Here is a 26799-nt window from a genome sequence, read left to right as displayed (position 1 = left end):
TCGATCACAACCCAAGCCGCTCGACCTCTTCCTTCCTCACCCTCAAATCGTAATCGAGTAGAAACTCGTCCAGTTGCGGCGGCGCGACCGAGGTGCCGGACAGCATCGCGTGCACCTGGCCGCGATGGTGGATGTCGTGCAGGAAGACATGGGCGAGGATGTCGCCGATCTTTTCGGGGATCATGCCGTCCTCGCGCCGGTCGGTGATGACGCGACGGTCGAGATCGGCTTCCGACAGCTTGCCGCAAAAGGCGATCAGCCGCCGGTCGGCTGTAAGCTGCGCGGCAAACAGCGCCTGCGGCTCATCGAACGGCACATAGTCGTCATGGGCGGCCGCACCCACGCCGCCTTCCTCCAGGAAATCGAGATAGAGATAATCGACCGCAAGGATGTGATTGAGCGTCGCTTTGATCGACGGGAAGAAGCTGGTGCGTTCGGCCTCGAATTCGCCGGGCTTGAGCGCTATCACGGCGCGGTAGAGCCGGTCGTTCGACCAGAGATTGTTGCCGGCCATGCGGCGCAGATGCTCGAGCAGGGTCACGAGTTCATTCGCCTGACCAGGCCAATGCCGGCCGCCATGACCGCGAAGCCGGCGACAACGATCAGCAAAAGCCGGTTCATGCGCCGCCGCAGCGCCTGCGTCTCCTCATCGCGCGCTACATTGATGTTGGTGATGGTGTGAAACATCATCGCCTTGCGCGGGTAGCCGCTGCGGTTGGTCAGATCGGGCGAGCGCGCTTCGATGCGGTAACTCAGCCGGATCGCCTGGATGAACACCACCAGAATGCCAAGCGCCCAGATGCCGGCCAACAGATAGAACGCTTCGCCCGTCATTGCATGGTTCCCCTGTTATGGCTGGTACTTCTCGACCTTCTGCTCGATGGCGCCGAAGATCGAGTTTCCACTCTTATTCTTCATCTCGATACGCACCGTATCGCCAAAGCGCAGGAATGGCGTCTTGGGTTCGCCCGATTCGATGGTCTCGATCATGCGCAGTTCGGCGATGCAGGAATAGCCGGCGCCGCCTGCCGACACCGGCCTGCCCGGGCCGCCATCCAGCTTGTTGGAGACGGTGCCGGAGCCGATGATGGTGCCGGCAACCAGCGGCCGTGTTTTCGCGGCGTGAGCGATCAAAGCCGGGAAATCGAAGGTCATGTCGACGCCGGCATTGGCGCGGCCGAACGGCTTGCCGTTGAGGTCGGCGAGCAGCGGCAGGCTGACCTTGCCGCCATCCCAGGCGTCGCCGAGTTCGTCCGGCGTTACCGCCACCGGCGAGAATGCCGAAGACGGCTTCGACTGGAAGAAGCCGAACCCCTTGGCAAGTTCGGGACCGGTGAGTGTACGCAGCGTTACGTCATTGACCAGCATGACCAGCCGGATCGCCACGCGCGCCTGGTCGAGGCTGGCGCCCATCGGCACGTCGTCGACGACGACGGCGACTTCCGCCTCCATGTCGATGCCGAAGGCTTCGTCGGCCATGCGGATCGGCTCGCGCGGCGCGATGAAAGAATCCGAGCCGCCCTGATAGATCAGCGGATCGGTCCAGAAGCCTGCCGGCATGTCGGCGCCGCGGGCTTTGCGCACCAGTTCGACATGGTTCACATAGGCCGAACCGTCGGCCCATTGATAGGCGCGCGGCAACGGCGAATGGGCGTCATGCTCATGGAAGCGTGCCGACGGCACAGCGTTGTTTTCCAACGATTCAGCGATCGTCGCCAGATGCGGCGAAATCCGCTGCCAGTCGTCGAGCGCCGCCTGCAGTGTTCGCGCCAGGAACGAGGCGTCGGTGAAGCGCGTCAGGTCGCGCGAGACGACGACGAGTTTTCCGTCGCGCGTCCCGTCCTTCAATGTGGCAAGCTTCATGCGTCCTCCCAATGATTATTCGTAGTTTTGCGGTTATTCGTAACATTTGCCGGCATAGAGAATTCTGGCTGCGGCTTTCCAGGGGTTTTCGTCAGCTAGAAATTCCGGCCCATTGTCTTGGACGCAGGCGACCGCCGCTTCAAGAAAAGTAGCTACCGACCCGTTGTACCAGCCATTCCAGCCCGGGTCGGATGGTCCGGGCCTCGCGTCCTCCTCGCGGTCCTTTCGCAGCGCATCGATGAAGCGGACAAAGGACGGCAAGTCCTTCACTCGTTCGAGAAACAGAGAGAGCTGCGCCCAGGATGCCTCCCCGGATTTGCGCACCTCTTCCCAAAGCTCGTCGTCGGCCATCGTTACTCCCGAAACCCCACAACAAGGCCGTCGCGGGCAATCGTCAAGTCACCGGCCCACGATTTCCTGACGGCAGCCTCCCAATCGGCCTCACCGATCTCGGCATCGTCAGCCGGAATAAGGTGATTGAGCACCAGTCTTTTCACGCCGGCATCGCTGGCGATGCGCCCGGCTTCCTCGGCAAAGCTGTGGCTGGCGAGCAGATGCTCCTTCAGCCGCGCGCCGTTGCCGGTCCTGGCGACCAGCCGCTCGATGCCTTCTTCCAGCATGGCTTCATGGACGAGGATATCGGCATTTCTGGCAAAACCGGCGAGCGGCGGAAAGAAGGCGGTGTCGGCCGAGAAGACGACGCGTTTGCCCGCATGGTCGAACCGCAACGCGAAACAATCGGTCACCGGCGGATGATCGACGCGAAGCGCCGACACCTTCAGGCCGCTTTGCGCAAGAATCTCGCCCTCGCCGAATTCGACGATCGAAACCAGCTCGCGAATATCCGGCCTGCCCTCGTCGACGATGCGGATCTCGATGTCGAACTCCATCGCCTGGCAGAAGCGTCGCCAGTAATGGCCGGTGCCGGGCGGGCCGAACAGCGTCACCGGGTTTGCGAGACCGGCCGTCCAGGCGGTGTGCAGCAGCGGCCCCAGTTCCAGCACATGGTCGGAATGCAGATGGGTGATGAAGATCAGGTCGAGCGCCTTGAGGCTGATGCCGGCATCGACCAGGCCGCGCGTGACGCCCAGCCCGCAATCGACGACAATGGTTCGGCCGCCGAATTCCAGCAGCGACGAACTCGGCCACGGTCCGCCCGGCCGCAGCGCCGGGCCGCCCTTGGAGCCGAGACACACCAGCCGGTCGCTCATAGGGCGAGCCTCAAGACCAGTCGCCCTCCGGCGTGCCGTTGAAACGCTTCTTCAGATCGGACCAGCAATCGATGTAGTTGTCCTGCCTTGTTTCAAGCTCGGCGCCGTAGCGGGTCAGCATTTGCGGGAATCGGGTCTCGAACATGAACGCCATCGTGTTGTCGAGCTTGACCGGTTTCAGTTCGACACGCGAGGCCTTTTCGAAGCCAGGTGCGTCGGGGCCGTGGGCCAGCATCAGATTGTGAAGGCTGATGCCGCCGGGCACAAAACCTTCCTCCTTGGCATCGTATTGGCCGTGGATCAGGCCCATGAACTCGCTCATGATGTTGCGGTGGTACCAGGGCGGCCGGAACGTGTCCTCCGCCACCAGCCAGCGCGGCGGGAAGATGACGAAGTCGATGTTGGCGGTGCCTTCCTCGCCGCTCGGCGCTGTCAGCACGGTGAAGATCGACGGATCCGGGTGGTCGAACAGGATAGCGCCGACCGGCGAAAATGTCGCCAGATCATATTTGTAGGGCGCGTAGTTGCCGTGCCAGGCGACGACGTCGAGCGGCGAATGGCCGATCTCGGTGACATGGAAATTGCCGCACCATTTCACCGTCAGCCGGCACGGCGTCTCCTTCTCCTCGAACCAGGCGCACGGTGTTTTGAAGTCGCGCGGATTGGCCAGGCAATTGGCGCCGATCGGGCCGCGGTCGGGCAGCGTCAGCTTGGCGCCATAGTTTTCGCAGACATAGCCGCGCACTTCGGCATCGACCAGTTCGACCTTGAACACCAGCCCGCGCGGCAACACGGCGATCTCGCCGGGACGCAATTCGATGACGCCCATCTCGGTGACGAAGCGCAAGGCGCCAACTTGCGGCACGACAAGCAACTCGCCGTCGGCGTTGAAGACGTGGTCGTCGACCATGGAGCGGTTGGCGACATAGACATGCGCCGCCATGCCGCTCTGCCCCAGTACATCGCCGGCGGTGGTGATGGTGCGCATGCCCTGAATGAAATCGGTCGGCTCCTTCGGCATCGGCACCGGGTTCCAGCGGTACTGTCCGAGTGCCAGCTCGTGGTCGCCGACATTGGGTGCGGTCTTCCACAAGGGATACCTCGCCGCCTTGAAGCGGCCGGTGTGTTTTACGCTCGGCCGGATGCGGTAGAGCCAGGAGCGCTCATTGGTGCCGCGCGGGGCCGTGAAGGGCGAGCCGGAAAGCTGCTCGGCATAGAGCCCGTAGGCTGGCCGCTGCGGCGAATTCCGCCCCTGCGGCAGCGAGCCGGGCAAGGTTTCGGTCTCAAAATCATTGCCGAAGCCCGGCATGTAGGAAAAGGTCATGCGATCCTCCCTGATCCCGGCCCCCTTGAAAGAGTGGCTGCCGGCGATATTGACCAAACTGGTTTCATTTGTAACCATTGAAAATGTAACTATCAACGGCGAACGCATCCACGGTGCGCAGATGGAACCTGAAGTTCTCGAACTCGAAAGCTTCCTGCCCTACCGGCTCTACCGGCTTGCCGACGCCGTCAGCCGCGAATTCTCGAAAATCTACCGCGACCGCCACGGCCTGACCCGGCCGGAATGGCGCACGCTTTCAGGGCTGGGCCAGCGCGGCACGATGACCGCGACGGCGCTTGGCGAACAATCGGCGATGCACAAGACCAAGGTTTCGCGAGCGGTAGCCGAACTCGAGCGAAGGCGCTGGCTGACCCGCACGCCGGACGAGAATGACCGGCGTGTCGAGCACCTGGCCCTGACGAAGGCCGGGCTTGCCGCCTACCGCGAGATGGTGCCGTTGGCGAAAGCGTTTGAAATGGAGCTTTTGGCTAGGCTCAGCGCGGGGGAACGAGCGGCGATTGTGAACGGGGTGGCGGCGCTGGAGACGGCGTTGGAAGGAAAGCAGAACTGATAGGCTGGCGGGACAGCGCCCCCCTCTGTCCTGCCGGACATCTCCCCCACTTGGGGGGAGATTAGCGGTTCCAGCGCACCGCTCGTCCTGCAACGTTGGCGATTGGCGAAAGCCCGCGTGACATCTAATCTCCCCCCTCGTGGGGGAGATGTCCGGCAGGACAGAGGGGGGCGCGAAGGATCGCCAACCTCTCCAATCGGCAAACTACCAGTCCATCACCACCTTGCCGGAACTGCCGCTGCGCATCGCATCAAACCCTGTCTGGAAATCGTCGATACCAATGCGATGCGTGATCAGGCCCGACACATCCACCGGGCCCTGCACCAGGGCGATCATCTTGTACCAGGTCTCGAACATCTCGCGGCCATAGATGCCCTTGAGATGCAGCATCTTGAAGATGACCTTGTTCCAGTCGATCTCGAAGCCGGTCGGCGCGATGCCGAGAATGGCGATCTTGCCGCCATTGTTCATGGTATCGATCATGTCGCGGAAGGCGGGCGCGGCGCCCGACATTTCGAGGCCGACGTCAAAACCCTCGGTCATGCCGAGCGCCGGCATGACATCCCTAAGCTTTTCCTTGGACGCATCGACGACATGCTGGACGCCAAGTTTTTTGGCCAGCGCCAGCCGCACCGGGTTGATGTCGGTGATGACGACTTTTCGCGCACCCACACACTGGGCAACGAGCGCGCCCATGATGCCGATCGGGCCGGCGCCGGTGACCAGCACGTCTTCGCCGACGAGATCGAAGGACAAAGCGGTGTGGACGGCATTGCCGAGCGGATCGAAGATCGCGGCGATTTCGTCGGGCACATCGTCGGGGATCGGCACGACATTGTGCTGCGGGATCGCCAGATATTCGCCGAAGGCGCCGGGACGGTTGACGCCGACGCCGAGCGTGTTGCGGCAGAGATGCCCTCGCCCGGCGCGGCAGTTGCGGCAATGGCCGCACACGATGTGGCCCTCGCCCGAAACGCGCTGGCCGACCTTGTATTCGGTGACGGCGGCGCCGAAATCGGCAACGGTGCCGACGAATTCATGGCCGGTCACCATCGGCACCGGCACGGTCTTTTGTGCCCACTGATCCCAATTGTAGATATGCACGTCGGTGCCGCAGATCGCGGTTTTCTTGACCTTGATCAGCACATCGTTGGGGCCGATCTCCGGGACCGGCACCTCTTCCATCCAGATGCCCGGCTCGGCCTTGGCCTTCACCAGCGCCTTCATCATGTTCGACATTCTTTTGTCCCTTGAATCCTTTGATCCGGAATCGCTTTCGGCGATCAGGAAATGACGCCCAGTTCCTTGCCAACCGCCGCGAATGCCGCCACGGCGCGATCGATGTCGGCGCTGGAATGCGCCGCCGACATCTGCGTGCGGATGCGCGCCTGGCCCTTCGGCACCACCGGGAAGGAAAAGCCGATGACATAGATGCCGCGCTTCAGCATGCGCGCAGCCATCTCCTGCGCCAGGCTGGCATCGCCCAGCATCACCGGGATGATCGGATGATCCGCGCCAGCCAGTGTGAAGCCGAGCTTGCCCATTTCGGACCGAAACCGCGCTGCATTGGCATAGAGGCGCTCGCGCAAGGCATCGCCATTGCGGATCAGCTCGAACACCTTGATCGAGGCGCCGGCGATCGCCGGCATCAGCGTGTTGGAGAAGAGGTAAGGCCGCGAACGCTGGCGCAGCCAGTCGACCACCTGGCTTTTGCCCGAGGTGTAGCCGCCGGACGCGCCGCCCAGCGCCTTGCCAAGCGTACCGGTGATGATGTCCACCCTGCCCTCGACGCCGCAATGCTCGGCCGAACCGCGGCCGTTTTTGCCGACGAAGCCGACGGCATGGCTGTCGTCGACCATCACCATGGCGTCGTATTTTTCCGCCAGATCGCAGACGCCCCTGAGATTGGCGATGATGCCGTCCATGGAAAACACGCCGTCGGTGGCTATCAGGCGGAAGCGGCAGTCCTTCGCTTCCTTCAGTCGCGCTTCGAGATCGGACATGTCGTTGTTGGCGTAACGGAAGCGCTTTGCCTTCGACAGCCGCACGCCGTCGATGATCGAGGCGTGGTTGAGCGCATCGGAGATGATCGCATCCTCCTCGCCGAGCAGCGTCTCGAACAAGCCGCCATTTGCATCGAAGCACGAGCCGTAAAGGATGGTGTCGTCCAGGCCGAGGAAGGACGAGATCGTGGCCTCAAGCTGCTTGTGCTCTTCCTGCGTTCCGCAGATGAAGCGCACCGAAGCCATGCCGTAGCCATAGCGGTCGAGCGCGCCTTTGGCGGCGGTGCGCAATTCGGGGCTGTCGGCGAGGCCAAGATAGTTGTTGGCGCAGAAGTTCAGCACCTTGTCGCCACCGACCTCGATCTCGGCCGACTGCGTCGAGGTGATCACCCGCTCGGATTTGTAGAGCCCGGCGGATTTCAGTCCTTGCAGTTCATTGTCGATATGGGAGAGGAATGCCGCGCTCATGATCAGGTCCTATTGAGATTGGCGGCGACTGTCGCGCCCCCCGAGTGAAAAATCCACCGCAAAAGCGACCGCTTCGGTGGCGCGGCAGGCTCAACCCTGGCGCGATCCGATCGTACAACCAGCATGCTGGAGTAGCAGGGGCACGAATATGGCCATGCCGCGAAAGAACATGATAACCATTTCAGCAGCTTTCGTTCACTGCTGAAGCAACAATTCCGCCGGCTTCGAGACCTGTTAACCCTTTCAAGCCAATGGTCTTCTCGCCATGAATCTGTGGCAGAATCCGTTCGACCGAGGGGTCACCTAGAATATGTCGCAGCAGCCGGCGCAAACCATCTCGGGCAAACTGATCCTGCTGATCAAGACTGGCTACTGGCTGGCGCTGTTCATCATCGCGGCCATGGTGATGGCCTCCTTCATCCTGCTGCAGCAGATGATGGCGGCCCAGCAGCACAACCACACTCTGCTCGATATCGTCAGCACCCAGAAGGCGCTGTCGCAGCGCATCGTCTTCCTGGCAAGTGCAACCGGCTCCGCCTCGCGCGACAAGCAGCCGGCTCTGGTTTCTGCGCTGAAGCAAGCGACCACCGAGTTCGAGACGAATTACGATCTGCTGCTTGAGCAGACCGGGGCCGATCCCAAGTCGCCGGCACGGTCCGATCCGAAATCGATCGAAAACGTGCTGTTCGCCAAGCCGTTCCACCTCGACTATTTCTCGGTCGGGCTTATCGCCAACGGCCAAAGGCTGATCTCGTCCTTTGAATCCCAGCTCGCCGGCAATGCCGCCTACAAGGGTGGCGGCGAACGCGTCAATCTCGACGCCTCGGTCGCCAACGCGACGCTCTCGGGCTATGCCGCCCTTGGCCAGCGCATCAGCGCCTTCGCCGACGAACGGTCGGAAAAGCTGCTCGATCTCCATCGCACCTTGTTCTACGCCACCATCGGCGTCATCGTGCTGGTCGCGCTTTTCATCTTCCGGCCGATGTCGAAGGCGATCCTGCGCAAAACGCATGAGCTTATCGACGCCCGCAATTCAATGGCCTTCATCGCCGTGCATGACGGGCTGACCGGCCTGCACAACCGCACCTTCCTCACCGATCATTTCGAAACGCTGATCAAGGGCGCGCATCGCCGGCGTGAAAGGCTGGCGGTGATCCAGCTCGATCTCGACCGGTTCAAGCAGATCAACGACACGCTCGGCCACGCCGCCGGCGACTATGTGCTGGTCGTCACCGCGCAACGCATGCGCGATTCCTGCCGCGCGTCGGATCTGTGCGCACGCCTCGGCGGCGACGAATTCGTCATGATCCTCAACGGCGCCGGTGGCACCGAGGACATCAACATGCTGGCCAGGCGCATTCTCGAACAGATCAACGAGCCGATCATGTTCCAGGGCACGACCATCCTTCCGGGCGCCAGCGCCGGCATTGCCGTCTATCCGATCGACGCCGACAATGCGGCGGATCTGCTCGTCCACGCCGACCTCGCGCTCTATTCCGCCAAGAAGCTCGGCGGCGGCAGCTTCTCGTTCTTCTCCGAGGAGCTCAGGCGCGAGCTCGACCACCGAAAGCAGCTCGAGCACGACATCAAGGTCGCCATCTCTGAGAATGCCTTCCAGGTCTATTTCCAGCCACAGGTGTCGCTGACCAACGGCACCATCAGCGGGATCGAGGCGCTGGTGCGCTGGAAGCATGCCGAACGCGGCATGATCTCGCCGGGCGAGTTCATTCCCGTCGCCGAAAAATGTGGTTTCATGCCCGAGATCGGCCGCATCGTCTTTGCCAAGGCGATCGAGCAAGCAGCCGAGTGGGATCGCGCCGGCATCGCCTTCGGGCGGCTTGCCGTCAACGTATCCGGCACCGAGCTGCGCGAGCCGGACTTCGACCGCTTCCTGTTCGCGACGCTGGAAAAGGCTGGCCTGAAGCCGGAGAAACTGTCGCTGGAAATCGTCGAATCCGTCATTCTCGACGACGAGAAGACCGGCATTGCAGCCAAGCTGCGCCACATCCGCGCTGCGGGCGTGCATCTCGAGCTCGACGATTTCGGCACCGGCTATGCCTCGCTCAGCCATGTCAATCCGAACGAGATCGACCGGCTGAAGATCGACCGCCGCTTCGTCCAGAACATCAACGAGAATGGCGACAACACCAAGATCGTGCGCGCCATCACCGAACTGGCGCGTGGCCTCGGCATTTCGATCGTCGCCGAGGGGGCGGAAACCGAAGCCGAGCTCGATTCGCTGATGGCGATCGGCTGCGATCAGGTGCAGGGCTATTCCATCGCCTTCCCGATGCCGCAGGACAAGGCGCGCGAATGGCTCCTGGCGCGCAGCCCGAAGAAAGCCAAGCTCAAGGTGCTGCAGGGCAATCTGGCGTAGCGGCTCAGACCGCGTCGATCATTTGGCGGGCGCGACATTCGCCCGCAGCGCCGCCAGCACCTCGGCGAATTCCGCCAGCCTGTCGTCCGGCAATCCCGCGCGCAGCCGCTTGTCGAAGATAAGGGCTGCCGCGCGCAGTTTCAGGAACATTGCTTCGCCAGCTTGCGTCAACTCGACCAGATGAACCCGGCGGTTATCAGGATCGCGGCGGCGTGTCAGCAGGCCTTGCGCCTCCATGGCGTTGAGATGGTGGGTCAGTGTGGCGCCCTGGATGCCGATCATGCCGGCAAGCTCGCGCTGATTGGCAAGCTCGCTCGACTTGACCGAAAGCAAGGTCAGCCATACCGGCAGCGTGCCGCCGGCTTCGACCAAAGCAGCGTCAAAGGCCTGCGCCACCAGCTTGGATGTGCGCGCGAGATTCATGCCGACGGGCGGGCGGTCAAAGGGAGTCATGAGCCGACAGTAGAACAAGGCACCGAGCGAGGGAACGCAGCATTATTCATTGACATCGAATCATTCGATACCTAACTATCATGCCTGTCGATCCACCAAGCTTGTTATCGTGCATTCGACAGGACCTGAGCGGCGGGCAAGGAGGAAACGGTCATGCAATATGTCTACATCGTCATTATCGGCCTTCATGTCATGGCCGGCGTGTTTTGGGCCGGCACCACGATTACGCTTGCCCGCGATCCCGAGATCAAGGCGGAGCGCTTCATCCAGCCGCAAATGGGCTCGGCAGGCGTGGTGTTCGTGACCGGCGCGCTGCTCTGGTATTTCTTCCATGGCGCTTATTTCGGCTCGATGGAAATGGTGCTGGCGCTGGGCATCCTGGCCGCCTTCGCGGCTGCCGGCGTTCTCAGCGTCGTGGTTCGCAATACCAGCCGGCAGCTTGCGGGCGCGGACGCCGCCACAGAGAGGGCTTTGCGTGCCAAAATGGCCGGCGGCGAACGCATCGCCGCCTGGCTGCTGGTGCTCACCGTACTTTGCATGGCGACCGCCAGGATGATTTGAGCTCTGCCGCGTTATCACCCGGTTGAGGCATACCGCATCGTACGTCGCTTGGCTCCCGCCGGTGGCGTGCGCGGCGCGCAGCTCGGACGGATGTGCAAGGTGGCTCTCCGCACAGAAGTTTGGCTGCGCGCTACCCAACAAGCCGTAGGGCGGCTTGTAAAGCTTAGACCCGCAAGCCGAACCTGATGCCGTCATAGATGGCGGCGTGGATGTTGCGCGAGGCGACGGCGTCGCCGATGCGCAACAGCACGAATCCGCCTTCGGGGTTGCGTAGAGGAAAAATATCGCCGCCGCCGACCAGCCGCTCATAGTCGACCGCGCCACGGTTTTTCGACAGCGGCTTCAGCGCGAGATAGAGGTCGTCGAGCGGCGCCGTGCCATGCTCGACCACCACCTGGTCGACCCGCCTTTCGCCGCGCCAGCCATCGGCGAAGTCGGAGGCCAATTCGGCGACCAGCTGATTGCCCTCGCGCCGCACCGAACGCAGCCTGGTGTTGATGGTGATGGTGACGCCCTTTTCCTGGAAGGCGCGCATATAGGGCACGTGGTTCATGCCGCCCATTTCCGGGGCGAAGAAGCGTTCCGGCGAAACCAGCTCCAGTTTTGACCCGGCATTGGCGATCAGCTCGGCTGCGCCCATGCCCTGGTGGCCGCCATTGTCGTCGAAGAGCAGCACGTTCTCCGCCGGCTTGACGCTGCCGGCCATGATGTCCCAGCTCGAAGTCACGAGATTGTCGCCCGATGTCAGCGGCGGGTTCTGCGGCAGGCCACCGGTGGCGATCACCACCACATCAGGCGCCAGCGCCAGCACATCGTCCTGCTCGGCCCAGGTGTCGTAGCGGATCTCGACGCCGAGCCGGTCGAGTTCGGCCAGCCGCCAGTCGATGATGCCGATCAGCTCCTTGCGGCGCGGGTTCTGCGTTGCCAGCCGAACCTGTCCGCCGGCCTGACCAGAGGCCTCGAGCACCGTGACGTCATGGCCGCGTTCGGCCATGACACGGGCTGCCTCCAGCCCACCGGCGCCGGCGCCAACGACGACGACTTTCCGCTTCGGCCCTTCGGTCCTGGCGATGATGTGCGGAATTTCGGCCTCGCGACCGGTCGCCGCATTGTGGACGCACAACGCTTCGCCGCCTTCATAGATGCGGTCGAGGCAATAGGTGGCGCCGACGCAAGGACGGATCTCGTGCTCGCGGCCTTCCATGACCTTCTTGATGATGTGCGGATCGGCGATGTGGGCGCGGGTCATGCCGACCATGTCGAGTTTTCCCGTCGCTATGGCATGGCGCGCTGTGGCGACGTCGGAGATGCGCGCCGCATGGAAGGTCGGGAACTTCGTCGCCGCCCTCACCTCGCCAGCGAAATCGAGATGCGGCGAAGAGCGCATGCCGGTCACCGGGATGACCTTGGTCAGTGCCGCATCGGTCTCGATCGAGCCGCGGATGATGTTGAGGAAGTCGACCTTGCCGGAGGCCGCCAGCCGCTTGGCGATCTCGACGCCCTCCGCTTTCGACAGGCCCTTTTCAAAATCCTCGTCGGCGACCATACGGATGCCGACGACGAATTTTTCGCCGACCGCCGCCCGTACCGCATCCAGCACCATGTCGGTGAAGCGCAGCCGGTTGTCGAGCGAACCGCCGAACTCGTCATCGCGCTGGTTTGTCGCCGGAGACCAGAAGCCGTCCATCAAATGGCCGTAGGATTCGAACTCGATGCCGTCGAGGCCGGCCGCCTGGCAGCGCTGCGCAGCCGACGCATAGTCGGCGACGATGCGCTCGATGTCCCAATCCTCAATGGCTTTTGGGAAAGCGCGATGCGCCGGCTCACGCACCGGCGAGGCCGACAAAACCGGCAGCCAGTCGGCCTTGTTCCAGCCGGTGCGGCGGCCAAGGTGGGTGATCTGGATCATCACCTTGCAGTCATGCTCGTGGCAGGCGTCGGCAAGCTCGGCCAACCACGGCACGATGCGGTCGTCATAGACATGAAGATTGCCGAAGGCGGCCGGACTGTCGCGCGAGACGATCGCCGAGCCGGCGGTCATGGTCAGCGCCATGCCGCCCCTCGCCTTTTCGGCATGGTAGAGCCGATAGCGCTGTTTCGGCATGCCGTCCTCGGAATAGGCCGGCTCATGGCTGGTCGACATCACCCGGTTCTTCAGCGTCAAGTGCTTGAGCTGATAGGGCTGGAGAAGCGGATCGTTGGAGGTCATCGTCTTCCTGCTTTTTCATTTTGTGTTGGAGCAGCATGCGCTGCTCCAGTTCTTATATTAAGCATCGGATTTGTCCGAAAACCGCTGCACACTTTTCGGTCCGATGCTAATGAGCGCGGAAAATCCAGGGACAACCGCTTATGATCGATACCAAAACCCTCACCCAGCTCGGCGCTCACGTCGAGGCGCCACAGAGCCCCGAAACTGCGGTCCTGGAGACCGTGCCGTTCCAGCGCGGCGACGGGCCGCCTGCCATCGTGCGCTTCACCTGCCCGGAATTCACCTCGCTCTGCCCGGTCACCGGCCAGCCGGATTTCGCCCATATCGTCATCGATTACGCCCCCGATGCCGCGCTTGTGGAATCGAAGTCGCTCAAACTGTTCATGACCTCGTTTCGCAACCATGGCGCTTTCCATGAAGACTGTACCGTGATGATCGGCCGGCGCATTGTGGCCGCGACCAAGCCGCTATGGTTGCGCATAGGCGGCTATTGGTATCCGCGCGGCGGCATTCCGATCGATGTGTTCTGGCAAACCGGCGCGCCGCCGGAAGGCGCCTGGCTGCCCGACACCGGCGTTGCCCCCTATCGCGGCCGCGGCTGAACGGGCGTCAGCCATTGGCGGCACCGGTCCGGCAGAGCTTTGCCGCCAGGAAGGGAAGCACTGCATCCCGGTAGCGCGGCTGATCGTAGCGCAAAAGGTCGACATGGCCTGCCCCTTCGAACCAGACCAGTCGCGAGCCGGCGGCGGCATTCTGCAGCGCCAGCACCTGCCCGCGGTCGATGAAGGGATCGATGCTGCCCGCAAGCAGCATCAGCGGCGCGCCGATCTTGCCGAGGCGGTCGACCGGCCTGACGTCGTCGGCGCTCACCCCGAGACGAAGCGGCATCTGTGCCAAAAGCACAGATGCCTGGAATCCGCGCCAGAAATGGAAAGGCATGCGCCATGCCGTTGTCTCACGCAAACTGGCGTAAAGCTGCTCCAGCACATAGGCATCGGCAGGCGCTTGCTGTGCTGCAAAGACGAAGGCAGCGGCGCCCAGCGACGAGCCGACAGCGCCAAGCCTCTCGCCAGGGAAACGTTGCCGCGCAAAGGCCATGATGCGCACTGCATCCTGGCTTTCGCTGTAGCCGAAGCCCTGGACGCTGCCGCCGCTCTCGCCATGCCCGGACAGATCGAACAGGACGACGGAGTAGCCGGCATCGAACAAGAGTTTCGCTCTTTGCACCAAAGCGAGCCTGTTGGCGCCGCGCCCGTGCAGCAGGACGATCGCGCCGCAACCGCCTATTCGATCTGCCACCCAGCCGACAAGCTCTGGCGCGCCGGCCTGGTTGAGCACGACGCGCTCGACCGGCAGGTCACCCGGCGGCGCCAGAGCTTGCCGGGGCTCGCGCGCGATCAGCATGGTGCCGATGTGCCAGTAGAAGGCGCCACCGGCAGCGGCGAGCCCGACCAGCACGATCGCGAGCAAAACGCGAAGCTTCATTGCCGCTCACCCGGACGCGATCGGCGGCTCATTCGCACTGATACTGGCTGAGCGCCCATTCGCCGGTCACCGAGAGCAGGTCGGATATCTTCCAGGCGCCGTCGACCTTCTTCAGTTTCCACTCCAGCCGGTGCTGATTGCCTTCGACGACGAAGGCCACCACCACCTTGGCCTGATCGCCGTTGACGGCCTCGATGCTCTTCAGGCTCTTGTCAATTGCAAGCTTGTCGTAATCGGCATTGTCGAGCGCCATGTTGGGGTCGAGGCATTCGCCCTGCCCCGACGCCCGCAGCGCATCGCTCTTGTCGAGCACGGTCTTGGCCGGATCGACGAAGTTCTTGCGCTGGGTCGGATCGAGCTCCAGCCCGAGATGTTCGTAGAACGGCTTGACCACCGCCGTGGGCGAGCCCGGCAACACGGGCGCGGCCGGCTCGGATGGTGGCCATGCCAGGGGTGGCTTCGCCGGCTCCACCGCATTACCGGGTGGATTTGCGGGCGGTGGGCCGCCCGGCGCTGTCTCTGCCGGGGCGTTTGCGGGCGGCGGACCCAGCAGCCCTTGAGCGGCGGCTGTGTTCAGCCCTGCCGCCAGCATCGATAAGGTCGATAACGCCAAAGCGAGACGGCGCTGCACGGCATCACTCCGGCGCTTTGTCCGGCATGCATTCGAGCGCGCTCAGCGTCCAGTTGCTGGTCTTGGAGGTGATGTCGGCGACCTTCCACTTGCCGTCGATCTTCTTGAGCGACCACAGCATTTCGCGTTTGGACTCATCGCCTTCCGCAAACAGGCTGAACGTGGCCGTCACCTCGGCCGTATCGCCGTTGACGGTCTCGGCCAGCTTCAATGTCCTGGCAATCGTCTTCTGGTCGAAATCCTGGGCGTCGAGCCCAGGATCGAAGTCGAGGCAAGCGACCTCGTCGGGCTTGTTCTTCTGCGCCTGGTCGTTGAGATCGAAGAGTTTCGTCACCGGCTCGGTGAAGCGGTCGCGGTATTTGGCGTCCCCTTCGAATTTGACCTCAGGCACATAAAAAAACTTCACGGCGTTCGAAGCCGGCCCGGCAAGTGCCGCGGCGGGCAAGGCAATCGAAAGGGCAGCGGCCAGCACTATCGGTCTCATGCAGGAATCTCCGGCTGTTCGGCGGCAAGGTGGCAATACCACACATCCTGCATATCGGCTTTTTTGCGGCTCATGAAGCCTCCAAGGCTCGTTGCCTGAAGATCGCATCGCTCGATGCGCTCGGTCGGCAAGAGATCAAAGGCCAAGCGCCACCTTGCGTCCATCATGAATGGCAAAGGCTGCCTGCCTCGAAGCGGTGCAATCGCCAATCGAGGTGTGGGCGATGCCGATCCTGTCGAGTTCGATCGACAGGCTGTCCTGGGCCATGCTGGTGCTGGCAAAGACCAATGCGTCCGCCTCGACTTCCTGCTCGGCGCCGTCGAGCAACGATGCTATTGTGGCCTTCGCGCCGTCCCAATGCACCACGGCGCTTTCGGTCACAAACCTGACCTTCAGCGCAGCCAGTGCTCGGCGCAGCGGCGCATCCACGGCCATCCGCTGAAGTTCCTTGCCAACGAGGGCGTCAGGCGTGACGATCGTCACTTCATGACCGTCCTCGGCGAGTTTCCAGGCGGTGCCGCAGCCTTTCCAGTTGCCGCCATCGTCGAGGAAAAGCACGCGCTTGCCCGGCCTCGCCTCCCTGGCCATCACGGCTTCAGCGGAGAAAACCGTGCCACCACCCGGAATGCTTTCCCATTGTGGCATCGCGCGCTGGAATGCGCCGTCCTGAGGCATGGAACCCGTTGCGACGATGACGTGATCGGCGTCCTCGCGCCGGATGTCCTCGGCCTCGACATACTGGCCATAGCGCACATCGACCTGAAGCTGGCCAAGCTGGCGCTGATACCAGTCGATGAGGTCGAGAATCTGCGCCCGGCGCGGCTGCAGGCCTGCGAGCCGGAATTGCCCGCCGAGCCGGTCCGACGCCTCGGCGAGCGTCACGCGGTGGCCGCGCTCGGCCGCTACGCGCGCGGCTTCGAGACCGGCTGGCCCACCCCCAACGACAAACACATGTTTCGGCTGGATGGCCGGGGTGAAGCGATCGCCTCCCCATTCCCATTCCCGCCCCGCCGATGGATTGATCACGCAGCTGATCCAGTAGTCGCGACCGCGCCGGCCCCAACACATCTGATTGCAGGACAGACAGCCGCGAATGTCCTCATGCCGGCCAGCCGCAGCCTTTGCAGCCAGATGCGGATCGGCGATCTGCCCGCGCACGATCGAGACAAGATCGGCGCGGCCTTCGCTCAACACGCTCTCGGCGTTTTCCGGAGTGCGGATGTGGCTTTCCGCCGTGATCAGCGCGTGCCTCACCGTCGATTTCAACACGGCGGCAAGGTCCGCCCCAAGCTTTTCCGGATAAAGGAAGGTCGGCATGATCTTGTAGAAATCGAAATACGACCCCGTTCCGCAGGTGACGTAGTCCATCAGATTGTCACGGTCGTGCAATTCGATAATCTCGGCCAACGCCTCGCGCTTGAGCGCTACCTCGACTTCCGGTTCGTCATTGATCGCGAGACCCACGATGAAGTCATCACCACAAACCTTGCGTATGCGGCTCATCACCTCCCGGCTCATACGGGTGCGGTTTTGCAGGCTGCCGCCCCATTGGTCGTCGCGACGGTTCGACCAGGGCGTCCAGAACTGATCGAGCATCGAATGATAGGCGGCCCAGACCTCGACGCCGTCGAAACCTGCCTCGCGGCAGCGGCGCGCCGCCTGGACGAAGCCGTCGATCGTCTCTTCGATCTGGCGCTCGGACATACGGTGCGATCCGTCTGAATCGTGATAGCTCGGCAGGCCGGACGGCGACCAACCGGCGTGGAACGAGTTGTCCGCATCGGCATGCTGGCCAACGTGGTAGAGTTGTTGGATGGCGACAGCACCGTTGCCGCGGATGGCGTCGGTCACCTTGCGGAAATGCGAGATGACGCTGTCATCGGAAGGGCGAAAGTTGCCGCGAGTCAGCACCGCAGCCTGATGTACCGGCATCGGCTCGACAACGATCATGCCGGCCCCGCCGATGGCGCGTTCGGCGTAATAGCCGATATGGCGGGCAGTCGGCAGGCCGTCCTCGGCCATGTTGGCCGTATGGGCTCCAAATACGATCCGGTTGCGCAGCGTCTTGCCGCGCAATGTCGCCGGTTCGAACAGACGCTTGAAGACCCGCCCGGACATGCACGTTCTCTTCCTCATCGGCGACATTGCGCCGGCCCGCAGGCTCCGGCGCCGTGGTGGCTAAACTTCGAGCGTCAGCTGTCCAGCCAGACGTTCTGGAAGTCCATTTCGTAGGTCTGGTGCATTCCGTAGTTCTTCACCTTCTTGCTCATGTGGCAGTAGAGCTTCTGCCAGAACGGCTGGATGATGACGCCGGAATCCTGCAGGATCTGCTCGACGTCCTTCATCACCTCCTTGCGCTTGGCAGGATCGGCCAGCGAAAGCGCCTGCTTCAGCTTGGCGTCGAAATCCGGGTTGGCAAAGGCCGTCTCATTCCAGGCTTCGCCCGAGCGATAGCCGAGCGCCAGCACCTGGACGCCGAGCGGCCGCATGTACCAGATGGTCATCGAGTATGGATATTTCGTCCAGTCGTTCCAGAAGGTCGAGCCCGGCAGCACCGTGCGCTTCACCTTGATGCCGGCATCGCGCAATTGCCCGGCGATCGCATCGCCGGTGTTCTTCTGCCATTCGTCCTCGACGGTGATCAGTTCGTGCTCGAAATCGGCCTGACCGGCATCCGCCATCAGCTTCTTGGCGGCCGCGGCATCGCGCGTCTTCTTGGGCAGCGGATAGTATTCGGGATGGATCGGTGCGACGTGGTGGTTCTCGCCGACCGTGCCGAGCCCGGCGTAGCCGAGTTGCATGACGGCATTGTTGTCGACGGCCATCTGCAGCGCATTGCGCACCCGCTGATCGTCATAGGGCTTGTGGGTGATGTTGGTGCGGGCAACGAGCGTGGTCGCCGTCGCGACCTCCGATTTCACCAGATCCATCTTGTCGAGGGCGTCGATGAAGTCGGCCGGCGTTTCGAAATCGAGGTCGATCTCGCCGGACTCGAAGGCATTCAGCGTGGCATTGAAGTCGGTGCCGTAGTCGATGAACTCGACACTGTCGAGCGGCGTTTCGCCACCCCACCACTTGCCGTTCTCGCGACGCTTGACGACCGCCTTCGTACCCACAGCATAGGACACCAGTTCGAAAGGTCCGGTGCCGACTGGCTTCTTGATCGGGTCGGCGCCATCCTTGTCGAAGTCGCGATGCACAACCAGCGCCGGATAGTCGGTGAAGCCCGGTATGATCGCGATGTCGGGTTCGGCCAGCTTCAGCTTGACCGTGAGGTCATCGACCTTGGTGATAGCGCCATCCTTGGCCTTGCCGGTCTTTGTGTCGATCAGCGCGCCAACACGTGCCGCCATGGAATTGCCTGAAGCACCCTTCTCGCACCAGCGGTTCAGATTGGCGACCACGTCATCGGCGTTGAAGGCATCGCCATTGTTCCAGGTGACGCCTTTGCGCAGATGCAGTGTGTATTCGGTGGCGTCGTCATTGACGTCCCAGCTTTCGAGCAGGACCGGCTCGAAAGTGAACTCGTGCGTGTAGCGGACGAGCGGCTCCAGCCAGGTGCGCGTGACGTTTGCCATCTCGGTCCAGTCATAGGTGCGCGGATCCTTCTGCGCCTTGACCGACATCGCGACACGCAGCGTTCCGCCCTTTTTCGGTTCATCGGCCAGGGCTTTGGTCGGCGCGGCAAGGCCGATCATGCCGTAGGCGAAAGCCGTCGAGGCGCCGAATGCGCTGGCAAGCGCGAGGAATTCGCGGCGGTCCATATGGCCTGCACGCGTCTCTTTCGCCATTGCCTCGATGGTATCAGGCACGCGGTCGCCATTGCTTCTGAAGAATGTCATTTTTTTTCTCCCTTTTTTGTTCCCGTTAGTTGTTCGTCCGTCGCGTCAACTGACGCTGTTTGGCAGCGCCTCCTCGCGCCGCGCAATGAAATCCGCCAGCCCCTCAGCGATACCCTCGTCGAGCTTCGGCTCCTGGTAATCCGCGAGCATGTTGCGAGCTTTCTCGCGGCCGCGCGTGTCGTGATCCTTGGCCCCTTCGGCCTTCCACTGTTCGTACGAATTGAAGTCCATGATGCTCGGTATGAAGAAGGCCGACTCGAAATGTTCGAGCGTATGCTGTGTGCCGAGGAAATGGCCCTGAGGCCCGACCTCGCGGATGGCCGCCATCGCTTCCTTGAAATCGTCGAACGGCAGCCCGCCCGCATATTTGTACCAGCCAACGAGTTGTTCGCAGTCCGTCGCGAATTTCGAATAACCGCAGCTCAAGCCGGCCTCGAGCCATCCGGCGGAATGCCAGATGTAGTTGGCACCGGAGAGGATTGCGGCATGCATCAGCATGTTCGCCTCGTAGCCCGCCTGGGCATCGTTCAGCTTCGACCCGACATGGAAGCCCGACGTGCGCCATGGCAGGCGGTATTTACGCGCCAATGCCCCCATCAGATACATCATCTGCGCGGCCTCCGGCGTGCCGCCCATCGGAGCGCCGGTCTTCATGTCCACCGTAACCATGAACTGTCCGTAGAGCTGCGGCGAACCCGGACGCAGCAACTGGGTGAACGCGACGCCCGCCAGCGCTTCGGCATTGACCTGCGCGACTGCGCCGACGGCTGAGGCTGAAGTCGAGGCGCCGCACAGTGCGAAGGGCGCCAGGATCAGCGGCTGGTTGTGGCGTGCATAGACCTTCATGGCGTCAAGCATGGTGGCGTCCCACACCAGCGGCGAATTGCAATTGGTGATCGACACCAGCACCGGATTGTCGCGGACATAGTCCTCGCCGAAGACGATGCCTGCCATCGCCATCGTGTCCTCGGCTCGTTCCTTGGACGTCACGATGCCCATGAACGGCTTGTCGGAGTGCTTCAGCGCTGAATGGATGATGTGGAGGTGGCGCTTGGGCACCGCGATTTCCATCGGCTCGCAGATGACCGAGCTCGACGAGTGCAGCGCCGGCGCCATGTAGGCGAGCTTGTGGAAATTCTGCAGGTCGGCGAGCGTGCCATAGCGCCTGTTGTTGTCGAGGTCGCGCACGTAAGGCGCGCCGTACATCGGTACGAAGATGGAGTTGTCGCCGCCAACGCGCACCGTGCGCTGCGGATTTCTCGCATTGAGTGTAAACTCCGACGGGACCTTCGATATGAGCTCCATCAGGAGCGCACGGTCGATCCGGACACGCGTTTCCGACACATCGGCTCCCGCCGCCTTCCACAGTGCAATGGCCTCGTCGTCGCGGAACTCGCATCCCACCTCTTCAAGGATCGAGAGCGACTCCTGGTGGATCAATTCCACCGCCTCATCCGGGACCATCTGATACACGGGGATCTTGCGGACCAGGGTCGGAAACGACGCCATGGGAATTCCCCGCAGCACCTTGCGCCCCAGGCGGCCACCCGCTCGACGGTTGGCAGGTTCGGTCACTTCGACGGTCGGTGCGTTCATGGAAATTCCATCCTCCCAGAGCCAGTCAATTTAGCGAGACAAAATACAGCTGTGACGCTGGAAAATCCTGATCTCTTGTATAAGCTCTGCTTATGCGAAGCTTGCGCCATCTTCTGCCGTCCGCCGGCAGCCTGATCGTCTTCGAGGCCGCCGGCCGGCTGTCGAGCTTTACCGCCGCCGGGCGCGAGCTCGGCATGACGCAAGCGGCGGTGTCCTATGCGATCCGCGGGCTTGAAGAGCAGCTCGGCGCCAAACTCTTCCAGCGTCGCCATCGACAAGTCAGCCTTACCGAAGCCGGTGACCGCTTCCATGCCGACGTCTCGCTCGGCCTGTCGCACATCCGCAAGTCGGCCGAGGGTCTGCGCCAGATCGCCGTCGGCGCGCATGTGACGCTGGCGGCGTCGACCGCGTTCGCCTCGTTCTGGATGATGCCGCGCCTGCAGCAGTTTCGCGACGAACTGCCGGGCGTCGACCTGCGCATCCAGACCGCCGACCGCGACCTCGACATCATCGCCGAGGACATTCCGCTCGGCATTCGCGGCGGTGAGCCGAAGGAATGGCCGGACTATCATGCGCTGCCGCTGGCCGACGAGGAGATCTTCCCGGTTGCCGGCGCAAACTATGTGGCGCGCTTCGGGCTGCCGCAGACCGTCGAGGATTTGCCATCGCACCGGCTCATCCATCTCGAAGAGCCGTTTCGCGAGGCAGCAAGCTGGGACGAGTGGTTCCAATCGGCCGGGGTCGATATCGTCGATGCCGGGCGTGGCCTTCGCATCAACGACTATGCGCTGGTGATCCAGGCGGTGATGGAGGGCCAAGGCATTGCGCTTGGCTGGGGACACCTGGCCGAGCGGCTTTTGGCCTCAGGACTGCTGGTGCGCGTCACCAGCCACACGATGCGAACCGGCAAAGGTTTTCACATCATCTGGTCGCGAAACCGCGAGCTCAGCGACAACGCCCGCAAGGTAAGGGATTGGCTGGCGGCGCAGGCGTGAGACGTCGTTTCGCGGCGCAATCGCTATCGTGGAGTTCTGTCACACCCCCCTCTGTCCTGCCGGACATCTCCCCCCTTAGGGGGGAGATCAGCAGCTTTGGCGCAGGCTCTTCACTTGAACGCAGAAAGTTGGCGAAAGCCGCCGTGACATCCAATCTCCCCACTTGAGGGGGAGATGTCCGGCAGGACAGAGAGGGGTGCTGTCCCGCTGGCGTCTCCGATGTCCGGCACGAAGGCTTCCGCACACCCCTCGAATCCGCCTATAGTGCCCCATGCCCATTCGCCAGCTTTCCGAAACGATGATCAACCAGATCGCCGCCGGCGAAGTCATCGAGCGTCCGGCGAGCGTGGTGAAGGAGCTGGTCGAGAATGCGCTCGATGCTGGCGCCTCCCGCGTCGAGATCGTCACCGCCGGTGGTGGATTGAACCTGATCCGCGTCACCGATGACGGCTCGGGCATTCCCGAACCGGAACTTTCGCTGGCGATCGCGCGCCATTGCACCTCCAAGCTTGGCGACAGCATCCACGATATCCGCTCGCTCGGCTTCCGTGGCGAGGCGCTGCCGTCGATCGGCTCGGTGGCGCGGCTGTCGATCCGCTCGCGCACCGCCGTCGGCGACAGCGCGGCCGAGATCGGCATCGAAGGCGGCCGCGTTTCGGCCGTCAAGCCGGCGGCGGCAAACCGCGGCACCACGGTGGAGGTGCGCGACCTCTTTTTCGCGACGCCCGCCCGGCTCAAATTCATGAAGGGCGAGCGCGCTGAAAGCTCGGCGACCAGTGATGTGGTCAAGCGCATCGCCATCGCTTTCCCCGCCGTGCGCTTCACACTCGCCGGCTCCGATCGCTCGACGCTGGAACTGCCGGCGACTGACGACAACGCGGAAGGCAGCCTGCGCCGCGTCGCCCAGGTGATGGGCGCCGAGTTCCCCGACAATTCCATTGCCATCGATGCCAGCCGTGACGGCGTGCATCTCACCGGCCATGTCTCGATCCCGTCCTTCACCCGCGCCAACGCGCTGCAGCAATATGCCTATGTCAACGGCCGGCCGGTGCGCGACAAGCTGATTGCCGGCGCCATCCGCGGCGCCTTCGCCGATGTGCTGCCGCGCGACCGCCATGCTGTCACGGTGCTGTTCCTGACGCTCGATCCGGCGACCGTCGACGTCAACGTCCACCCGGCCAAGGCCGATGTGCGCTTCCGCGACCCCGGCCTGGTGCGCGGCCTGATCGTCGGCGCCATTCGCGAGGCGCTGGCCAATGCCGGCATCCGCGCCGCCACCAGCGGTGCCGCCGGCATGATGGCGGCGTTCCGGCCGGGTGCTTCTCCTTATGCCCATGCCGGCCCTGCCAATGGCCACCGCAGCTATGACGCGGCCTACCGGCCGTCTGGCTCCGGCGGCTTCGACCCATCGCGCTTGTCACAACGACCGCTGGATATGGGTTACGGCGAAGCAAGGGCGCAGCGAAACGGCTTTGCCGACAACGACCAGGCGGCATTCGATGCCGGGCCGCTCGCCAGCGCCGATGCGCGTGCCGGTACAGCCGAACCGACCGAGACGCTGCTTGGCACGGCACTGGGCGCTGCCCGCGCGCAAGTGCACGAGAATTACATCGTAGCGCAAACCAGGGATTCACTTGTTATCGTTGACCAACACGCGGCGCATGAGCGACTGGTCTACGAAGCGCTGAAGAATGCGCTGCATTCGCGCGCCGTGCCCTCGCAGATGCTGCTCTTGCCGGAGATCGTCGACCTGCCGGAAGAGGATGCCGAGCGGCTGGCCATGCATTCCGAGACGCTGGCCCGCTTCGGTCTCGGCATCGAGCGCTTCGGCCCCGGTGCGGTGGCGGTGCGCGAGACGCCGTCCATGCTGGGCGAAACCAATGTCCAGCAACTGGTGCGTGACCTCGCCGACGAGATCGCCGACAATGACACGGTCGAGACGCTGAAGGAGCGGCTGGACAAGATCGCCGCGACCATGGCATGCCACGGCTCGGTGCGCTCCGGCCGCCTGCTCAAGCCTGAGGAAATGAACGCATTGCTGCGCCAGATGGAAGCGACGCCGGGATCCGGCACCTGCAACCATGGCCGCCCGACCTATATCGAGCTGAAGCTCGCCGATATTGAGCGGCTGTTCGGGCGGCGGGGATGAACGCCGGGGACTCCCTGCAGCAGTTTGGCCTCGTACCGAAAGACGAGGATCTGCCTCGCATCCGTGATCTCTTGGCGCATGAAGCCGATTGCGAGCGCAAAGGCGATGGACGGCAAGCTGACCTGGCATTGCTCTGCTGTGTTCAGCTCTTCAGCAGAGCAATGGATGAAGACGTGCTGCGAATTTGGGACGCCAAGTCATCCGGGTTCGATCTGTTCAGTTATCTGGACGTCCAATTTCTTTGCGGCAATGGCCTGCAAAACACCAAGGATTTCCTGAAGAAGCAGCCTAGCGAGGCTGCAGCAAAGGCGCTTGCCCATCTGAAAGAGTGCGAAGCTGCCGGCGACTTCGAGGAATTCTCCCCGATAGCTCACCTGGAGCATTATCGTGCTTACTTCGGAGTTCCCGGGTGAGCGGTTTCCCAGTGGCGATAAGCCTTTGAGCGACGAGATGACGGTCCGGTTCCAATTCGAGGCCGAGGTGATCCACTGGCGGGGTCCTTCGCCATACTTCTTCGCGCCAATCCCCGAGCAATATGGCGAAGAGATCAAAAAGGTCGCGAAGGTCGCGACCTATGGCTGGGGGGTGATACCTGTCGAGGCGACCATTGACGGCTTCATGTTCGGCACATCGCTGTTTCCCAAGGACGGGAGCTACCTTCTGCCCCTGAAGGATGCCGTCCGGCGCAAGTGCAATCTGACGGCTGGCGATTCGATTTCCGCTCTCATCGCGATAAGCCTTCGCGGACGATAAGACGCGGCCCGTTGGCTATTGTCTCGAAAGGCTCACTTCCTCTTGCGGTACTTCTTGCTCTTGCGGTCAAACGCATACACCTCCTCATACCCGGCGCGGCCATCGTAGAAATTCACGGATATGATGTCCTTGCCCCGTTCTGTCTGCTTCTGCACATTCCAGTAGATGGGTGTCATCAGCATACCCGCATTGCAAAGGTCGCCGCCGAATTTGATGGTCTGTACGGCCTTCTTCCGCTTCTTGTTGATGATCTGCATCTTCGTCATGCAGATCCCGTCGTCGGTTTTCTCGTAAATCCCGGCAAACCGGTCGGTGGCCGTCTGCGCCCAGAAGGGTATCTCGACGGTTCCTTCGACCTTGCCCTCCCCGGTGTCGTCCAGGCCCGCGACCTTCCTGAGACTGACCGGAAATTTGTCGGCGCCCTTGCTCCAGCTTCCCGTCAAGACACCGTCACCAAGCTCCAGGGAAAACGGGCATCCGGAGGTGTCGAGGCCCGTCTTTTTGCCCATGACGATGACGCGCTCGAACTCCTCGTCATCGGCAATCGCGCAAAGCGCAAGGCTGGTGCCACTGGCTTTGCCATAGAGCGCGATCGGACTTTGCTTGGCGTCGTAGAAGAAACTGCCCTGGACAGTGAGGCCGCTGCCGAAACTATAGGTTTGCAAGGAGAGATGGACGGGGTCGGGACCGATGGAACCTTCGTAGTTTTCCACGTGATACCAACCCGCACTGGCTTTGCCGCTGAGCAGCAACACGCAGAAAACCGCTGATACGAACTGCCTGACCATCCCACCCCCGGTGATTTTCAACCCACCATAGCCACCCGATGGGGTCATGTCTGCACCGCAGCGGCAGCCAAATGGGGCGATCGGAGAGAATCCCGGTACGGCTCTCAGTTTGATTCGGGAAAGGCGTCCAACCCGCTGATCTAGCGTTTCAAATTGACCACGATGACACCGCCGAGCGCCAGCGCACCGCCGAGAATACCGAGCAGCGTCGGCACTTCGCCCAGCCAGAAGAAGCCGATCAGGGCCGACATCGGCGAGACCAGATAGAGGAAATTTGAAGCGCGCGCCGCAGGCAGACGCGACAGAGCGGTTGCCCAGGCGGCATAGGCGATCAGGCTCGGCACGATGCCGAGAAAGATGACTGCGCCGATTCCGGCTGTGTTGGCGACCGCTGCCTGCGCAAAGCCGCTTGGCAGAAAGGGTGCCAGGCAAAGGGCGCCAAGGATCATGTTCGAGGCCGAGATGGTCAGCGGGTGGTGACGGGCAAAGAGCGGCTTCTGGACGATGGTGTTGACAGCCGAGCATAGCGCGGAGCCAAGAACCAGCAGCGCGCCGGTGTCGAAATGCAGGCCATTGCCGTCGGCAACCGCAATGATGCCGATGCCGGCGAAAGAAATGGCCGTGCCAAACCAGGCCCAGCCTGAGAAGCGCTCGCCGAGCAATGCCATTGCCATGATGGCGGTGAAGATCGGGCTGACATTGATGATGAAGCCGGCCGCACCTGCCGACACGGTCAGTTCGCCATAGTTGAGCATAACCGTGTAGAGTGCGACGAAGATGGCGCCGCCAAAGGCGAGCCGCCACACTTCGTCGAGCCGCGGCAGCGCCGGGCGCTTGACGGCAAGAAAGATCGCCGCCGGCACTGCGGCAATGGCAAAGCGCAGCGCACCGAGTTCCAGCGGCCCGAAGGCGGCGAGGCCGGCGCGGATTGCGGGAAAGGCCGACGCCCAGCCGACCACCGTCAGCGCCACGGCGATGGCTGCAGTGGCGTCCATCCGCTGTGTCGGATTCGACGTGCTGGTCGTTGCGCTCATCT

General features: G+C 62.8%; 27 protein-coding genes. 8 read left to right on the top strand and 19 right to left on the bottom strand.

The window, feature by feature from the left end; all coding sequences use genetic code 11:
• Positions 1–4 precede the first annotated feature (4 nt).
• From AC1DZ8_RS15140 to hmgA, 6 genes are read right to left on the bottom strand one after another with little or no spacing between them, the layout of a single operon-like run.
• A complete protein-coding gene (locus tag AC1DZ8_RS15140) occupies positions 5–541 on the bottom strand; it encodes a DinB family protein (protein ID WP_477304468.1) in 537 nt (178 codons plus the stop codon).
• Positions 538–834 (bottom strand): hypothetical protein, encoded by a 297-nt coding sequence (locus tag AC1DZ8_RS15135; protein WP_477304470.1) that lies wholly within the window; start codon positions 832–834, stop codon positions 538–540. The genes AC1DZ8_RS15140 and AC1DZ8_RS15135 overlap by 4 nt, the downstream gene beginning before the upstream one ends.
• A gap of 15 nt (positions 835–849) precedes the next feature.
• A complete protein-coding gene (locus AC1DZ8_RS15130) occupies positions 850–1863 on the bottom strand; it encodes a fumarylacetoacetate hydrolase family protein (protein WP_477304472.1) in 1014 nt (337 codons plus the stop codon).
• Positions 1864–1896: 33 nt separating this feature from the next.
• A complete protein-coding gene (locus AC1DZ8_RS15125) occupies positions 1897–2214 on the bottom strand; it encodes a DUF7660 family protein (RefSeq protein WP_477304474.1) in 318 nt (105 codons plus the stop codon).
• A gap of 2 nt (positions 2215–2216) precedes the next feature.
• Positions 2217–3074, bottom strand: a complete 858-nt coding sequence (locus AC1DZ8_RS15120; RefSeq protein WP_477304476.1) for an MBL fold metallo-hydrolase — start codon at positions 3072–3074, stop codon at positions 2217–2219.
• 10 nt (positions 3075–3084) lie between these two features.
• Positions 3085–4398, bottom strand: coding sequence for a homogentisate 1,2-dioxygenase (hmgA, locus tag AC1DZ8_RS15115; protein ID WP_477304478.1), 1314 nt, complete (start codon positions 4396–4398; stop codon positions 3085–3087).
• Positions 4399–4519: 121 nt separating this feature from the next.
• On the opposite strand from hmgA, the gene AC1DZ8_RS15110 reads away from it, so the two are divergent.
• The gene (locus AC1DZ8_RS15110) at positions 4520–4969 is read left to right on the top strand and encodes a MarR family winged helix-turn-helix transcriptional regulator (RefSeq protein ID WP_477304568.1); all 450 of its coding nucleotides are present in this window, start codon (positions 4520–4522) and stop codon (positions 4967–4969) included.
• 204 nt (positions 4970–5173) lie between these two features.
• Here AC1DZ8_RS15110 and tdh read toward each other — a convergent pair whose 3' ends face one another.
• Positions 5174–6208, bottom strand: coding sequence for an L-threonine 3-dehydrogenase (tdh, locus tag AC1DZ8_RS15105; protein ID WP_477304480.1), 1035 nt, complete (start codon positions 6206–6208; stop codon positions 5174–5176).
• Positions 6209–6252: 44 nt separating this feature from the next.
• On the bottom strand, positions 6253–7440 hold the full coding sequence (locus AC1DZ8_RS15100; RefSeq protein WP_477304482.1) for a glycine C-acetyltransferase: 1188 nt from the start codon (positions 7438–7440) through the stop codon (positions 6253–6255).
• 310 nt (positions 7441–7750) lie between these two features.
• Here AC1DZ8_RS15100 and AC1DZ8_RS15095 point away from each other — a divergent pair, with 310 nt between their 5' ends.
• Positions 7751–9817, top strand: a complete 2067-nt coding sequence (locus AC1DZ8_RS15095; RefSeq protein WP_477304484.1) for a putative bifunctional diguanylate cyclase/phosphodiesterase — start codon at positions 7751–7753, stop codon at positions 9815–9817.
• Between the two features lie 18 nt (positions 9818–9835).
• Here the strand turns inward: AC1DZ8_RS15095 and AC1DZ8_RS15090 are convergent, their stop codons facing one another.
• Positions 9836–10240: a MarR family winged helix-turn-helix transcriptional regulator gene (locus AC1DZ8_RS15090; protein WP_477262673.1), complete on the bottom strand. Its 405-nt coding sequence runs from the start codon at positions 10238–10240 to the stop codon at positions 9836–9838.
• A 183-nt stretch (positions 10241–10423) separates the two neighbouring features.
• On the opposite strand from AC1DZ8_RS15090, the gene AC1DZ8_RS15085 reads away from it, so the two are divergent.
• The gene (locus AC1DZ8_RS15085) at positions 10424–10831 is read left to right on the top strand and encodes a hypothetical protein (protein WP_477304486.1); all 408 of its coding nucleotides are present in this window, start codon (positions 10424–10426) and stop codon (positions 10829–10831) included.
• Between the two features lie 163 nt (positions 10832–10994).
• On the opposite strand, the gene AC1DZ8_RS15080 is transcribed toward AC1DZ8_RS15085, so the two are convergent.
• The gene (locus tag AC1DZ8_RS15080; RefSeq protein ID WP_477304488.1) at positions 10995–13040 is read right to left on the bottom strand and encodes an oxidoreductase; all 2046 of its coding nucleotides are present in this window, start codon (positions 13038–13040) and stop codon (positions 10995–10997) included.
• Between the two features lie 140 nt (positions 13041–13180).
• Between AC1DZ8_RS15080 and queF the strand changes: the two genes are divergently transcribed.
• A complete protein-coding gene (gene queF, locus AC1DZ8_RS15075) occupies positions 13181–13642 on the top strand; it encodes a preQ(1) synthase (RefSeq protein WP_477304490.1) in 462 nt (153 codons plus the stop codon).
• Between the two features lie 7 nt (positions 13643–13649).
• On the opposite strand, the gene AC1DZ8_RS15070 is transcribed toward queF, so the two are convergent.
• From AC1DZ8_RS15070 to AC1DZ8_RS15040, 7 genes are all read right to left on the bottom strand, one after another.
• The gene (locus AC1DZ8_RS15070) at positions 13650–14525 is read right to left on the bottom strand and encodes an alpha/beta hydrolase (RefSeq protein WP_477304492.1); all 876 of its coding nucleotides are present in this window, start codon (positions 14523–14525) and stop codon (positions 13650–13652) included.
• Positions 14526–14553: 28 nt separating this feature from the next.
• On the bottom strand, positions 14554–15156 hold the full coding sequence (locus AC1DZ8_RS15065; protein ID WP_477304494.1) for a YqhG/Tai3 family protein: 603 nt from the start codon (positions 15154–15156) through the stop codon (positions 14554–14556).
• Between the two features lie 4 nt (positions 15157–15160).
• The gene (locus AC1DZ8_RS15060) at positions 15161–15640 is read right to left on the bottom strand and encodes a DUF3828 domain-containing protein (protein ID WP_477304496.1); all 480 of its coding nucleotides are present in this window, start codon (positions 15638–15640) and stop codon (positions 15161–15163) included.
• Positions 15637–15786, bottom strand: coding sequence for a hypothetical protein (locus tag AC1DZ8_RS15055; RefSeq protein ID WP_477304498.1), 150 nt, complete (start codon positions 15784–15786; stop codon positions 15637–15639). The genes AC1DZ8_RS15060 and AC1DZ8_RS15055 overlap by 4 nt, the downstream gene beginning before the upstream one ends.
• A complete protein-coding gene (locus AC1DZ8_RS15050; RefSeq protein WP_477304500.1) occupies positions 15776–17758 on the bottom strand; it encodes an oxidoreductase in 1983 nt (660 codons plus the stop codon). Before AC1DZ8_RS15050 ends, AC1DZ8_RS15055 begins: the two co-directional genes overlap by 11 nt.
• A 74-nt stretch (positions 17759–17832) precedes the next feature.
• Entirely contained in the window at positions 17833–19482 is a 1650-nt protein-coding gene (locus AC1DZ8_RS15045) for an ABC transporter substrate-binding protein (protein ID WP_477304502.1), read from the bottom strand.
• Positions 19483–19527: 45 nt separating this feature from the next.
• Positions 19528–21078 (bottom strand): trimethylamine methyltransferase family protein, encoded by a 1551-nt coding sequence (locus tag AC1DZ8_RS15040; RefSeq protein ID WP_477304504.1) that lies wholly within the window; start codon positions 21076–21078, stop codon positions 19528–19530.
• A gap of 92 nt (positions 21079–21170) precedes the next feature.
• Here AC1DZ8_RS15040 and AC1DZ8_RS15035 point away from each other — a divergent pair, with 92 nt between their 5' ends.
• The 4 genes from AC1DZ8_RS15035 (at position 21171) to AC1DZ8_RS15020 (ending at position 24975) form a co-directional block, all read left to right on the top strand.
• Positions 21171–22073 carry a LysR substrate-binding domain-containing protein gene (locus AC1DZ8_RS15035; RefSeq protein WP_477304505.1) on the top strand — a complete coding sequence of 301 codons (903 nt, stop codon included), beginning with the start codon at positions 21171–21173 and terminating at the stop codon, positions 22071–22073.
• A gap of 271 nt (positions 22074–22344) precedes the next feature.
• On the top strand, positions 22345–24222 hold the full coding sequence (mutL, locus tag AC1DZ8_RS15030; protein ID WP_477304507.1) for a DNA mismatch repair endonuclease MutL: 1878 nt from the start codon (positions 22345–22347) through the stop codon (positions 24220–24222).
• On the top strand, positions 24219–24635 hold the full coding sequence (locus AC1DZ8_RS15025; RefSeq protein WP_477304509.1) for a hypothetical protein: 417 nt from the start codon (positions 24219–24221) through the stop codon (positions 24633–24635). The genes mutL and AC1DZ8_RS15025 overlap by 4 nt, the downstream gene beginning before the upstream one ends.
• A 25-nt stretch (positions 24636–24660) precedes the next feature.
• The gene (locus AC1DZ8_RS15020; protein ID WP_477304511.1) at positions 24661–24975 is read left to right on the top strand and encodes a DUF1905 domain-containing protein; all 315 of its coding nucleotides are present in this window, start codon (positions 24661–24663) and stop codon (positions 24973–24975) included.
• A gap of 32 nt (positions 24976–25007) precedes the next feature.
• Here the strand turns inward: AC1DZ8_RS15020 and AC1DZ8_RS15015 are convergent, their stop codons facing one another.
• Both AC1DZ8_RS15015 and AC1DZ8_RS15010 read right to left on the bottom strand, forming a co-directional pair.
• A complete protein-coding gene (locus tag AC1DZ8_RS15015; RefSeq protein WP_477304513.1) occupies positions 25008–25811 on the bottom strand; it encodes a hypothetical protein in 804 nt (267 codons plus the stop codon).
• A gap of 92 nt (positions 25812–25903) precedes the next feature.
• Complete coding sequence (locus tag AC1DZ8_RS15010; RefSeq protein ID WP_477304515.1) at positions 25904–26797, bottom strand: DMT family transporter; 894 nt, start codon at positions 26795–26797, stop codon at positions 25904–25906.
• Positions 26798–26799 lie beyond the last annotated feature (2 nt).

It is taken from the genome of Mesorhizobium sp. P2_F7 (assembly GCF_056403695.1).
Note: the sequence above shows the minus strand (reverse complement) of the source record. Positions and strands in the feature narration are given on the sequence as shown.